We start from the raw sequence: 12,250 nt of genomic DNA on the forward strand, positions 1-12,250 counted from the left end.
CTTATGAAACGTCTGCGTTTGCTCACCGGGGGCGCTGCTGTCGCCCTCACCACATCCCTTGTCGCCTGCGGCGGTTCCCCGCAGGCGGCAGTCAACCCGTCCATCGACAATGTTGTTGTCGCTGTCGGAGCCCTTCCGGACAGCCTGACGCCCTCGCCCTGGGGCGGCAGCGCCTCGCACGTGGTGCTGAGCGGCCTCGGCTCGCAGCTCCTGGAGTACAAGTCCGGAGCCAGCGACGGCAAGACGTGCCCCGCACCGTCCACGGAGCTATCCGGCCGGCTGGCCGAGAGCGCCAAGCCCAGCGCGGACGGCACCGGCGTCGTCGTCACGCTCCGTAAGCTCACCAGCCAATTCGGGAACACGCTGTCGGCCGAGGACGTCCGATGGAGTTTCGACATCGGCATGAAGCGCCAGCCGGTCATGAAGGGAACGCTGAAAAGCAGCGGCTTCAACGTGGACAACCTGGTCAAGGTCATCGACGAGCACACCATCCAGCTGAACACCGTGGGACTGACGTCCTACACCGAAGCATCCCTGCAGAACAACCTGTTCTACATACACGACAGCACCGAGGCCAAGAAACACGCCACGGCGGATGATCCGACGGCGAATGCCTGGCTGTCGAAGAACCTCGCGGACTACAGCGGCTGGAAGCTTGAAGAATTCACACCCGGTACGTCGCTGACAGTGACGGCGGATCCGAAATGGGAGGGCACGCGCGGTTCCGTCAAGCGCGTCGCGGTCAAGGCGGTCCAGAGCACGGCCACGCGCAGCCAGCTGATTGAAACCGGCGAAGTCCAAGTGGCCAATGGCTTCGAGTACGACCAGTACAAGGACCTGGAGAAGTCGCCCGGCGTGGCGGTCCTGAACTGTGCAAGCCAGACCCGCGACACGATGATGATCAACACCAAGACCGGTCCGCTGGCAGACCCCAAGGTCCGGCACGCCCTCTCCATGGCCATCGACCGCGACGCACTGGTCAAGGGCGCATACGCCGGCTTCGGTGAACCCGCCGGATCCATCTTCCCCGCGGTTGAGGGCTCCCCGATCTACAAGTACAACAAGGACGAGGCCAAGAAGCTCCTGGCCGAGGCCGGGTACGGCAACGGGTTCCCGATGACACTCAGCTACAGCGCCACCCGCCCGGGCCCGGTGGCCRCCAAGTCGGCAGTCCTGCTCCAGTCCATGCTCAAGGACGTCGGCATCGACGTCCAGCTGCAGAACGTGGCCAGCTCCACCGACTTCTCCACCGCACTGCTGCAAGGCCGCTACCAGGCGGTGCTCTACTCCGAACCGATCGTGATCGCAGACCCTGCCTTCTACAGCTACGCGTTCTACGGCACCGGCGCCCCGAGCAACAGCACCGGATGGTCCAACCCGGAGTTCGACAAAACACGCAACGAGCTCGCCGCCACTCCCGACCAGGAAACCGCCAAACGGACGACCCTTCTGAACAAGATGGCCTCGCTCGTTGACGACGGCGCAGCCATCCTCTCCCTCGTCGAAACCCGGGGGATGCTCGTCACAAGGGACGGCCTGTCCGGGGCCGTGCCCCTGACCAACGGCCAGATCTACTTCAACTCCCTCGGCCGCTAGGCCGCCAGCACCAGCGTGGTGCCGGCCGGCCGTCTTTGAACCCGGCCGGCACCACCCCCACCGAAGGAAGACTCCCCATGATTGAAATCTGCGGAAAGCAGGTTCGCGACACCCTTCAGGAATTGCTCGACCCGGCCAGCACGGCCCTTGTCGTGATCGACATGCAGGAAGGTGCAGTGTACGCCGGGGGAGCCATCGGCGACTCCGGCCACGACCTCAGCATGATGCCTGATGTCGCCAAACGCTGCGGAAGGGCCATAGAGTCCGCCCGGAAGAACGGGGTGCCGATCTTCCATATCCGGGTCGAAAACCTGCCCGATGGCGGCAGCTCCCCTGCGGCGTGGCTGCGGGCTCTGTATACGGCAGCCAACGGTCGGCCCATTGACCTGGGCAGGCTCAGCCTCAAGGGCGATCCTGCCACGGAGTTCTGCGCCGAGTGCATGCCTGAGGAGGGCGAGGTCATCATCACCAAGCGCCGTCCGAGCGCCTTCGTGGGCACGGAGCTGGCGCTCCTGCTCCGGAGCCAGGGCATTGAGTCGGTTGCTCTGGTTGGCGTCTCCACCGGAGGATGCGTCGAGGCCACGCTGCGGGACGCCGTCCACAACGACTTCTACGCCGTGCTGCTTGAGGACGCCGTCGGCGCCTACGACACGGTGCTCCACGGCGCGGCGCTGACCGTGATGCGGGCCCGCCACGATGTTTGCACGCTGGACGAGGCCATCGCGGTCTGGGACTCGGCAAGCACCGCCTAGGCCGGCCGATTCTGAATCAAGAGGAGGAAAAGGCGTTGAATCCGCACACAGCCCAGGCAAAGATCGCCTTCAACGGTGCCCAAAGCCTCATCGGAAACCGCGTCTATCGCCTGGGCGCGGACATCCTCCTGGATGAACACGTCAGTTGGTGTCCACCCGGCATCAGCGTCATCCAGCCCGTCAATTGCTACCTCATCAAGGGAAGCAACGGCTCCGTGCTGGTGGACACCGGCATCAGACTCCATGAGGCAGAGATCATCCGGCAGCTGGAATCACTTCTGGAGCAGGGGGAACGGCTGACCGTCGTGCTAACACGGACGGAGATGGAATGCTGCCTGAATCTTCCCGCCATCGAGGCCCGCTTCGACGTCGAATCGGTCTGGTACACCGGCGGAATCACAGTGCCGAGGATGTCCGCAACGCCCCGGCGCATCATGGTCGACCCGGGGACCTCCCTTGAGATCGAGGTCATCGACGGACTGACCCTGGAGTTTGTCTCGCCGCTGATGCGTCTCCTGCCCACGTTATGGATCTTCGATCCCGCATCCGGGGCGCTCCTGACCTCGGATGCTTTCACGCACGGTTCGTACGGCAGCTCGAATGCCGCGGCCGGCCTGCGAAAGTTCCAGTGGTTTGCCGAGGCCGATACCCGCGGCATTGCCCGGGATGTTGACGAGTCCGTTCGCCGGCGACACGTGAAGGCCATCGGGCCCGGCTACGGCGCACCCATCGTTGGCACGGCGGAATCGGCCGCAGCGGCTACGGCCCTGGCCACGGCAATCCGGACGGTAGGGATCCAATGAGCTCCGAGATTCCGGGCGGGACGCCCGCCACGGGCCGTGTCCTCGCCGATGGCCTGCACTGGCTGGGCGGCTGCCTGTCGGCCAGCGCTGAGGGCCAGGAGGTCCATTATCACGTGTCGTCGTACCTGGTGATCGGGTCTGAAGCCTCGATCCTGGTCGATACCGGAGATCCGGCCCACCGGGATACCGTACTGCGGCAACTGGACCACGCGCTGGGGGGCCGGAGGCTTGACTACATCTTCCCGACGCATCCGGAAATCCCGCACGCGGGCAATCTTCCCGTCCTGCTGGACCGACATCCCTCGGCTGCTGTAGTGGGGGACGTCCGTGACTACGCCCTTCATTTCCCGGAGTTCGCGGACCGGCTTCACGCCAAGGCCGCGGGGGAGTCTCTTGACCTCGGCGACAGGGAGTTCCGCTTCCTTCCGGCCTACATCCGTGACCTGGAGAACACGCTCTGGGGTTACGACGCCGGTGCAGGGATGATGTTCGTCTCCGACGGCTTTTCCTACATTCACGACATACCTGGCCCGGACGAAGATGACGAACCAGTGCATCTTCCAGGGCAGTGCCGCTTACTCTCCAGCGAGATGCCGGCGCCTCCCTCGGTGGAACAGGCCGCCTACGGCACCGGCCGTGCGCTCTATTGGACGAAATTCGTCGATGTGCGCACGGCCTTCCAAGGCATCGAAGACACGCTGGAAACCTACCCGGCCCGGCTGATCGGGCCCGCCCACGGCAACGTCATCGACGATGTCGACAGCATGCTCAAAACGTCGCTGGCCGCCCACCGGAGAGTGTACGAAGGGCTGGAATTGTAAAGTGAAGTATCATCAATATAATGAAAACGTGGATTCGGGGTGCCGCGGAAAGGCACTGGCCAATCCGGGACCCGCGGACTGCAGCAGCCCCCGGCGGGATGCTGCGGTGGATGCCAACGACCAGCAAGGAGGAAGTCAATGCGGGACCTGATTGGATATGGAGAGAACCCTCCGGTTGTCACGTGGCCCCACGGCGCCAAAGTTGCCGTCTCCCTGGTGCTGAACTACGAGGAAGGCGCCGAAAGCTCCATCGAAGCCGGTGACGAACGGGACGAAGACGTCTCGATCTTCGGCGGCTGGTCCGCTGACCCCTCGCGGCGCAGCCTCATGAAGGAGTCCTTCTTCGAATACGGCAGCCGTGTGGGCATCTGGCGATACCTCGGGATGCTGCGCGAGTACAACGTCCCGGCGACCGTCATGGCCTGCGGAGCGGCACTCGAGCGGAATCCCGACGCCGCACGGGCGATCGTGCGGGACGGCCACGAGATCTGCGCCCACGGCTACAAGTGGCGCGGAACCGTGGGAATGGAGCCCGACGAAGAGCGGAGGGAGATCCGCCACTCCCTGGCCGCCGTCGAAGCCGTCTCCGGGGTAAGGCCGGTGGGCTGGTACGTCCGGGAGGGCATCACCGAGAACACCCGGACGATCCTGGCCGAGGAAGGCGTGCTCTACGACTCGAATTCCTATGCCGATGACCTCCCGTACTACGTGGAGGCCGGGCCGCACCGCCACCTGGTTGTTCCCTATTCAGGCGACACGAACGACGCCCGCTTCTGGGGCAATGGCAGCCTCGGCACGGCGGAGGACTTCTTTAACGTATTGAAGGACTCCCTCGATTGCCTCCTGATCGAGGGCGAAACCGTGCCGAAGATGATGTCGGTGGGGCTGCATTTGAGGATTGGAGGACGGCCCAGTGTTGCCCACGGAGTGCGCCGGTTTCTGGAGTATGCCCTTGCCCGGCCGGGCGTGTGGTTCGCCACGCGTGAGGAAATCGCGCGGTGGTGGATGGAGCACCCGCCCGTGCAGGCGCACGCGGTCACGGCCGGGGCCGCCTTCGAGGGCGTGGCCTGATGCGCACAGGCGACAGCGGGATGGCCACGGTCAACATCGACCGACTGGTGCACAACGTCGATGATCAAGGTTTCACGGCCCTGGACAAGGTGGGCCTTAACGGTCAGCGCGATCAGGGCCTGGTCAGCACGCTCATCTCCCGGGACCTTAGCGGTTCAGACGATTTGTGCGTCAGCTGGGGGAGGATCCTGCCCGGGCAGCACCACTTGTGCCATCACCACCCGGACGCCTCGGAGTTCTACGTTGTCCTGAGCGGAACCCCGATCGTCCATCTGGGCGACACCACCTACCGGGCAAAACCCGGCGATGGCATCTACATCCCCCGCGGGACCACGCATGGCCTCACCAATGACGGCGAGGAGGACGTGGAACTCATTGTGGGGGTCAGCAAGCCCGCCGACTGGCAGTTCGTCCCGGACGAGTGACCTGCTCGTCCGGACACCCTGCCACTGTTCACTTCCGCGCTACACCCTTCAGGAGGAACCTCTCATGACCCAGGAACCGGCTGCAGCCCTTGAACGCAGCGTCGGCATCATCACCGCCGATCCCACTCCGACGCTGCTGGCCGTCCTTGCCCGTGCCGCGGTGGACTTCCTGGTCCTCGATGCGGAGCAGACCGGCCTCACCGTCCAACACTGCGGCGATGTAGTGCAGCGGCTGGCCGGCTCCGGGGTGCGGGTGGCTGTGCGTGTACCGGACCTGCAAAAGAACACGCTCCTGGCCTTCGCAAACACCGGCGTCGCAGAGATCGTGCTGCCGCAGGTACGGACGGTGGACGAGCTGGAAAGCGCTTATGAGGCCACCCGATACGCCCCCGCCGGATCGCGTCCGCGGCAAGTCACGCCGGCCTCGGCGTTCGGCATGGACTATTCCTTCGCTCCTTTGATCACCGTGTTGTTCGAGACGGCGGAAGCCGTGGAACACGTCAAGGAATTTGTGGACAGCGAGGCCTTCGGAGGGGGATGGGTGGGCCCGACAGATCTGGCCGCTGACCTCCTCCGGCACGGAGACCAGCGGCCGGAAGCCCTGCAGGAAGCCACCCAACGCGTTGTTGATGTGGTGTCCGGCGCCGGCGCCAGCATCGGACTTCCAGCACCCGGCATGGCTGCTGCGGCCAGCGTTTTCGACCGCGGAGCCGACCGCTGTGCGGTCTATTGGGAGAAGGAGCTTGCCTCTCTCCTGGCCGGCTACGTCGATCTGCGGACCGCGTGAGCGTCGTCAAGAGAGGCGTTGGAGCGCCCGAATTTAGGACGCTCAAAAAACCTCCCACGCGTAGTCATCTTCGATATACTGACGGAAACCCGAGGACTAGTGAAGGAGTCGGCGTGGAAGGCACGGACACAGCAAGCAGCCAAGCAACCGAGTCCCTGGAACGCAACTTCTGGATCGCCCATCTCGGAGCCATGATCAAACAGCAGCGCCTCGGCCGGTTCACCGTGGAGGAGCTGGCCGAACGCGCCGGTGTCAGCGCCGGGCTCATCAGCCAGATCGAGCGCGGCATCGGCAACCCTGCCTTCGCAACGCTCCTTCGCCTCGCAAACTCCCTCGACCTGCCGCTGGCCAGCATGTTCACGGATCCCCACGAGGGCCAGGACCACATGCTGGTCCGCCGGGCTGACCGCCGCCGCATTGAAATCCCCTCGCAGGGCATCATCATGGAGCTGATCGTTCCCGATTCGGAGCGCAAGCTGGGGGTCCTCAGCATGACCATCCCGGCTAATTTCGACGGCGCCCATGTTCCCCACTCCCATGAAGGCGAGGAATGTGTCATCCTCCAGACCGGCACACTGGTGGCCACCGTCGGCGGGCAGGACTTTGTACTTGAAGCCGGCGACAGCCTCACCTACGACGCTTCCGTGCCCCACTGGTGGAGCAACCACACCAGTTCGGCCGCAGTGATGCTCGCCATTTCCACCCCGCCGTCCCTCGGCAAGGCCCACTAAGGGTGGGCGTTCCCGGGCCGGGGACACGGCTGGGCATCCTTGTCCCCTCGAGCAACTCGAATGCGGAAACGCTCACGGCGTCGATCCTTGCCGGACAGCCGGACCTGGGAATCCACTACAGCCGGTTCCGCCTTCCGCCCAGCCTTGACGACACAGTTGACCTAGGTGTTCTCGGCGACGCCCCGGCATTGCTGAATGACGCCGATCTGCAGGCCATCGCGTTCCACGGCACCTCCGGATCCTGGACAGGGATCCGCAGCGACCGGGCCCTTTGTGCTGAACTTGAGGCCGCGTGCGGCGCGCCCGCGACGACCGCTTCCGTGGCCGTCGTCGAGGCCCTTGACGCCTTGTCCGCAACGCGGATCGGCCTCGTCTTCCCGGGTCCCGCGGCCATCGCCTCCCGGATCCAGAGGGAGTACGCCACCCATGGCATCGACGTGCTGGCCATTTCGGTTCCAGAGGCGGAGATGACCAATCCGGAGATTGCCCTCCTGGGCAGCGCAGACATCGACGCCATGATGCGGCCGGCATTCTCCCGCGGCGTCGACGCCGTCGTCTGCGTCGGCACCAACCTGCGCTCGGGCTACCTGGCGGCCGGATTCGAACAGGAGTTTGGCGTTCCCGTGGTGGACAGTGCCATCGCCACTTTGTGGCACGTGCTTCGTATTTCCGGCTCCTCCCGGCCGCTCCCGGGGTGGGGAGCGCTGCTCGCAGCCCATTAGCGTGACTCCCCGGTGCAGGAGACCGGGGTCGCTCACGCCGGTGACTTATCCGCCGTCGCCTGCTGCGCCATCGTGCGCACCCAGACGTTGACGATTTCTTCCCGCGTCGCGAACCAGACCGCCTTGCCGCGGGCATGCGCAATGAAACGGTCGAGTGCCACGGCGTACGCCGGCCGTCCGATCAGCCGGGGATGCAGCCCGACACTCATCACCGAGGGGCCGCTGCGGTGGTCGTCGAGCAACACGTCCAAGGCGGCAATCAAGTGGTCTCCGAACGCTGTTGCCGTGGGGAATTGCTTGAACAACCCTGAATCATTGGTGTCACCGGCGTACGGCAGCACCGGGAGCCGCGGGTTTCCCGGGTCGCTGCCCCAGTGCGGCAGGTCGTCATTGAAGCTGTTGGACTCGTAGGCAAATCCATTCTCGGCGAGCACCCGGCGCGTCCCGGGCTTGAGTCCGTCCCGCGAGTACCAACTCGTTGGTGTCCGGCCGGTGCTCGCCGAAATCGCATCACGGGAGGCGCGGATGAGGCGCTCCTCGGCCTCGTCGTCGAGGTCTGTGTGCGTGTCCCACTGGTGGCCGTGATCGGCAATTTCGTGCCCGTCGCGGATCAACGCAGCAGCGATGGATGGGTTCAGTTGCAGTGCCACGGCGCAGCAGAAGGCGGTGCCCCGGATATCGTGCCTCCGCAGAATCCGCAGCAACCGCCAGATGCCTGCGCGTGAGCCGTATTCGAAAGCCGATTCCAGCGTCAAGTTTCGTACGGCCGACGCGCAGGCCGGAATCCAGTGGGCGCCCAGATCATTGGCGCTGTCGCCCCGGGGGATGCTGCGTTCCGCGCCCTCCTCCACATTGATAACCAGGGAAACCGCCACCCGGGCATTGCCGGGCCAGCGGAATTCAGGCGGGATTTCCCCATATCCGACGAAATCCCGCTGCGTCCGCGGCTCTGCCATCAGCTTCTCCGTTCAGGGGTTCCGGCACCGCACGGTTGCGGCTATAGTGAAGCAAACTTCGATATGATGAAACTAGTCGAGAGGAGAGCGAATGTCTACGCTCATTCGCGGAGGCACTGTTGTCTCGGGCTCCGGCGACACTGTCATCGAGGCCGGCGCGGTGGTCATCCGGGATGGCCGGATCGCGGACGTCCTCGACCGCTGGGATGCGGGCAAAGAGTTTGACGGCGAGGTCATCGACGGCTCGGGGTGCGTCGTAATGCCGGGCCTCATCAACGTCCACTCCCACGGAGTGACGCCTGGCCCGCTGTTCCCGAGCGCAGCACCGGCCCTGTCCACGGAGGGCTGGATGGGGAATCTGGACAGGCACCTCCTGTCCGGAACCACCACCGTGCTCAGCCTCTGTGGCTTCGCGTCCATGGACGACGTGCGCGAAGCTGATCTGCGGCACGCGGTGCACGTCCGGGGCGCCACAACGCACCTGCCGCAATGCCTGCAGGCGGCGGCCATGGCGGATGGACAGGGCCTAACGGCAACGTCCAGGGAACTCACCGTAGAACAGATGCTCGAGGACGGTGCTGTCGCCATCGGAGAGTTGGGCGGGGGTCAAACGCTCGGCGGAGGAGGCCAGGACCTCGTCTACATCCCTGCGGCCATCCACCACGCCGCCGGAATCCGCATCACTATCGACCAGGCCCGGCGCATCAAGGAAGCCGTGCTGGGCAGGTTCATCGACGTCAGTGCATTCAATCTGAATGCTTTGGCTGAAGCGGCCAAAGAGGCGGGGCTCGCGGAGGCCTTCACGGCTACTCAGCTCGCAAAGCTCGTCACTGACTCAGTGATGCCTTCCTTCGCCCCTGCCATCGAAGGCTTGCGGGAAGGTGTTCGGGCGGCGCTAAAGTTCGGCGTGCCGGCCATCGTCCACAGTGCATCGGCGACGGCCAGCGTTTTGCGGGAGCTGATGCTTGAGCTCGACGGCGGCGGGGCCACCGTCATTGCGGCGCACGCAAACCACCCCACCCACACTCCCGATGAAGCGCACGAGCTCGCCGTTCAGGGTAGGAAAATGGGCTGGCCAGCCGAGGCATCGGTCTTCGATCTCCTGCACCGCAGGCACACCGTTAAGACCCGCGAACATTGGGACCTGCTTCTTCGGGAACCGGACCTTATCTCAGTCATCGGCACCGACTACGGACACGACGGCGACCATGACGAGCTGATCTCCGCCGTTCAAGACGTTGCCGCGTACGGACACCGCACTTTGCCCGGCGCCGTCGCCATGGCCACCTCGGCCGTGGCAGATCTCATCCCGGGCATCGCTCCTGGAAGTGGTCGGCTCACAGCCGGCCGCGTCGCCGATGTCGTTGTCGCCCGTGCTGACGATTTTCGCGACGTGAGGTTTGTCCTGGTAGACGGTGTCTGCGTCGTTCGGGATGGAAAGCTCACGCCGGAGGCCCACCGATGAGCGAACGCTTGAACCCTGAACAGCTCATGGTCGTTCAAGATCTGGTGGGCGACACGATCGCCCGGGAGGACCTGCCCGCGCTGGAAGGCGCGTATCGCGACTTCCGGGCAGGGATGGATTCCCTGAAGGCGGCATTCGAACAGCAGACTCGCTCAGGGGAGAAGGCTGGCGCTGCGGAGCAGGAGGTGCAGGGTTGACCGAAGCATGGGAGCTGGGCATCGCAGAGGCGGCAGGACTCATCCGACGGCGGGAGCTCTCGGCAGTTGAACTCCTCGAATCCATTCTGGATCGGATTCAGGACACTGAAGACTACGCCCGCGCCTGGGCGTACGTGGATGAGCGAGGCGCCCGCGAGGCGGCCCGCACGGCCGACGATCAGGCTGCCTCGGGTCGATTCGGCGGTGCCCTCCACGGCATCCCCGTAGGGGTGAAGGACGTCATCAATGTCCGGCAGATGCCGACCGAAGGTGGCTCGGAGAGCCTCCGCGGTAACAACGCGAAAGACGACGCCGGCGTCGTACGCCAACTTCGGGCCAGCGGTGCTGTGATCCTCGGCAAACTTCAAACGCACGAATTTGCCTTCGGGCAAGGGACGCCTCCATCACGGAATCCTTGGGGGCCGGACCGGTACGCGGGAGGCTCCAGCGTCGGATCCGGCGTCGCTGTCGCCGTGGGATCCGTTCCGGGGGCCTTGGGCACCGATACAGGCGGTTCGGTGCGAAACCCGGCCGCCGTCAACGGATTGGTGGGGCTCAAACCCAGCTCCGGCGTCGTTTCTTCCTCCGGGGTCCTACACGTAAGCCACACCATGGACCATGTGGGACCGATCGCCCGGAGCGTCGAAGACTGCGCGATGCTCCTTGACGGGATGGTGGAACCGCAGGCTGTCTCCAGTCTGGGAGGGCCGGTTTCCGCCCGGCTCCTGGACATTCCCGCTGAGACGAAGCTTGGGATTGACCGTCGGATGTGGTCTGAATGGGGAGTCTCCCGCGGCGTTCTGGCCGCTGTGGAAGAAGCATTGTCCGTGCTGGCGGACCTGGGGATCGAGATCGTGGAGCTGCCGCTTCCCGAACTGGACCTGTCCCTGCACGCCAGCGTGGCGATTTCGCTGTCGGAAGCGGCCCAGCATCACCGCCAGCGTCTGAGGGGTGCCGCCGGCCAATATTTCCCGGGCACCCGCGTCATGATTGAGACCGGCGCGCTGGTGTCGAAGGATGACATTCGCCTGGCCTGGCAGGTCCGGAGCCACCTCCGGTCGCTCATACCGGAATCCATGCGTCGGGCAGGAGTGGACGGCCTGGTGTCGCCCACGCTGCCGGCGATCGCGCCGTTAGCATCTTCGATGTCTTCGGAGCTCACCGGCTCCACGGGGGAGGACTCCTTGGCGGCCGCCCTGCGCATGCTTTCCGCCGCGAACCTCACCGGGATGCCGGGCGTCAGTGTGCCCTGCGGCTTCGCTGAAGGGCAGCCCATTGGACTGCACCTCATGGGGCTGGAACGATCTGACGCCCGGGTGCTTTCGATCGCTCACTCCTACGAACGCGCCACACAGTGGCGGAAGTACGTCCCGGTGCGCGTGTTGCCGGCCGGCTCTGAAGGAGTTCGGCCGAGGAATAGCAGCGGCAATTGGGCATACCAAGTGGACGAACGGCCTTAGAGACCGCCATGAAAGCACCATTCACCGAGGTCGGTCTTCAATGGAGTACCCCCAAGCAGCTTCGCTTCCAAGCAGAATACGCAGAGTAAACTGCCCAACGGACAGGCCATGCAGGGGACCGCGCCTGCCCCATGAATCCGCAGATCCTGGCCTGTCGGTCCGGCCGGTGGCCGTACCGTGTCGATGAGTCGAGGAGAGACTCAGACGATCCGCAACCGGGCCACGGTGAACCCCTCTCAGGCCCGCGAGGCGGCCCAGGAATAGCCAAAGCTCAGACGGAAACGTTGCCTTGAAGTGATGTGGGCGCTGTGGCCTGCGTATCTATGCGCACTGCCGGCTTTTGAGATTAGAGAGCCCAGGTTTCAGGTGGGCCGTTATCTGGTTGAGGTTCCGGTACTGGGTTGTTTTGTGGCTCCGGCGCGATTCGAACGACAGGGGAGTGGCCCCAAGGATTAGGACATACG

The 12,250-nt window shown here is 64.8% G+C and carries 13 protein-coding genes; 12 read left to right on the plus strand and 1 reads right to left on the minus strand.

From position 1 onward, the window contains the following. Window positions 1–3: 3 nt before the first annotated feature. The 9 genes from AB4089_RS17300 (at window position 4) to AB4089_RS17340 (ending at window position 7,708) form a co-directional block, all read left to right on the plus strand. Window positions 4–1,596: an ABC transporter substrate-binding protein gene (locus AB4089_RS17300; RefSeq protein WP_441410505.1), complete on the plus strand. Its 1,593-nt coding sequence runs from the start codon at window positions 4–6 to the stop codon at window positions 1,594–1,596. 77 nt (window positions 1,597–1,673) lie between these two features. After that, window positions 1,674–2,348, plus strand: a complete 675-nt coding sequence (locus AB4089_RS17305; protein WP_441410506.1) for a cysteine hydrolase family protein — start codon at window positions 1,674–1,676, stop codon at window positions 2,346–2,348. A gap of 35 nt (window positions 2,349–2,383) precedes the next feature. Further along, a complete protein-coding gene (locus tag AB4089_RS17310; protein ID WP_441410507.1) occupies window positions 2,384–3,151 on the plus strand; it encodes an MBL fold metallo-hydrolase in 768 nt (255 codons plus the stop codon). Beyond that, window positions 3,148–3,972: an MBL fold metallo-hydrolase gene (locus AB4089_RS17315; protein ID WP_441410508.1), complete on the plus strand. Its 825-nt coding sequence runs from the start codon at window positions 3,148–3,150 to the stop codon at window positions 3,970–3,972. The genes AB4089_RS17310 and AB4089_RS17315 overlap by 4 nt, the downstream gene beginning before the upstream one ends. Window positions 3,973–4,110: 138 nt before the next feature. Continuing rightward, a complete protein-coding gene (locus tag AB4089_RS17320; protein WP_441410509.1) occupies window positions 4,111–5,043 on the plus strand; it encodes a polysaccharide deacetylase family protein in 933 nt (310 codons plus the stop codon). Next, window positions 5,043–5,468 (plus strand): cupin domain-containing protein, encoded by a 426-nt coding sequence (locus AB4089_RS17325; protein WP_441410510.1) that lies wholly within the window; start codon window positions 5,043–5,045, stop codon window positions 5,466–5,468. The genes AB4089_RS17320 and AB4089_RS17325 overlap by 1 nt, the downstream gene beginning before the upstream one ends. A 64-nt stretch (window positions 5,469–5,532) precedes the next feature. Continuing rightward, window positions 5,533–6,255: an aldolase/citrate lyase family protein gene (locus tag AB4089_RS17330; RefSeq protein WP_441410511.1), complete on the plus strand. Its 723-nt coding sequence runs from the start codon at window positions 5,533–5,535 to the stop codon at window positions 6,253–6,255. Window positions 6,256–6,368: 113 nt separating this feature from the next. Further along, the gene (locus AB4089_RS17335; protein ID WP_441410512.1) at window positions 6,369–6,986 is read left to right on the plus strand and encodes a cupin domain-containing protein; all 618 of its coding nucleotides are present in this window, start codon (window positions 6,369–6,371) and stop codon (window positions 6,984–6,986) included. A 2-nt stretch (window positions 6,987–6,988) separates the two neighbouring features. Further along, entirely contained in the window at window positions 6,989–7,708 is a 720-nt protein-coding gene (locus AB4089_RS17340) for a maleate cis-trans isomerase family protein (RefSeq protein WP_441410513.1), read from the plus strand. A gap of 32 nt (window positions 7,709–7,740) precedes the next feature. Here AB4089_RS17340 and AB4089_RS17345 read toward each other — a convergent pair whose 3' ends face one another. After that, window positions 7,741–8,664 carry a polysaccharide deacetylase family protein gene (locus tag AB4089_RS17345; RefSeq protein ID WP_441410514.1) on the minus strand — a complete coding sequence of 308 codons (924 nt, stop codon included), beginning with the start codon at window positions 8,662–8,664 and terminating at the stop codon, window positions 7,741–7,743. Between the two features lie 91 nt (window positions 8,665–8,755). Between AB4089_RS17345 and AB4089_RS17350 the strand changes: the two genes are divergently transcribed. The 3 genes from AB4089_RS17350 to AB4089_RS17360 are packed head-to-tail and all read left to right on the plus strand — an operon-like array spanning window position 8,756 to window position 11,786. Continuing rightward, window positions 8,756–10,129 (plus strand): amidohydrolase family protein, encoded by a 1,374-nt coding sequence (locus AB4089_RS17350; protein ID WP_441410515.1) that lies wholly within the window; start codon window positions 8,756–8,758, stop codon window positions 10,127–10,129. Continuing rightward, entirely contained in the window at window positions 10,126–10,326 is a 201-nt protein-coding gene (locus AB4089_RS17355; protein ID WP_441410516.1) for a hypothetical protein, read from the plus strand. The genes AB4089_RS17350 and AB4089_RS17355 overlap by 4 nt, the downstream gene beginning before the upstream one ends. Further along, a complete protein-coding gene (locus AB4089_RS17360) occupies window positions 10,323–11,786 on the plus strand; it encodes an amidase (RefSeq protein WP_441410517.1) in 1,464 nt (487 codons plus the stop codon). The genes AB4089_RS17355 and AB4089_RS17360 overlap by 4 nt, the downstream gene beginning before the upstream one ends. Window positions 11,787–12,250 lie beyond the last annotated feature (464 nt).

It is taken from the genome of Arthrobacter sp. 2MCAF15, from assembly GCF_052115605.1.
GTDB lineage: Bacteria > Actinomycetota > Actinomycetes > Actinomycetales > Micrococcaceae > Arthrobacter.

Excerpts from the sequence above, each read along its gene's own strand:
- AB4089_RS17305 (WP_441410506.1), top strand. The coding sequence starts at position 1,674 with ATGATTGAAATCTGCGGAAAGCAGGTTCGCGACACCCTTCAGGAATTG.
- AB4089_RS17315 (WP_441410508.1), top strand. The coding sequence starts at position 3,148 with ATGAGCTCCGAGATTCCGGGCGGGACGCCCGCCACGGGCCGTGTCCTC.
- AB4089_RS17330 (WP_441410511.1), top strand. The coding sequence starts at position 5,533 with ATGACCCAGGAACCGGCTGCAGCCCTTGAACGCAGCGTCGGCATCATC.
- AB4089_RS17325 (WP_441410510.1), top strand. The coding sequence starts at position 5,043 with ATGCGCACAGGCGACAGCGGGATGGCCACGGTCAACATCGACCGACTG.
- AB4089_RS17345 (WP_441410514.1), bottom strand. The coding sequence starts at position 8,664 with ATGGCAGAGCCGCGGACGCAGCGGGATTTCGTCGGATATGGGGAAATC.
- AB4089_RS17355 (WP_441410516.1), top strand. The coding sequence starts at position 10,126 with ATGAGCGAACGCTTGAACCCTGAACAGCTCATGGTCGTTCAAGATCTG.
- AB4089_RS17350 (WP_441410515.1), top strand. The coding sequence starts at position 8,756 with ATGTCTACGCTCATTCGCGGAGGCACTGTTGTCTCGGGCTCCGGCGAC.
- AB4089_RS17320 (WP_441410509.1), top strand. The coding sequence starts at position 4,111 with ATGCGGGACCTGATTGGATATGGAGAGAACCCTCCGGTTGTCACGTGG.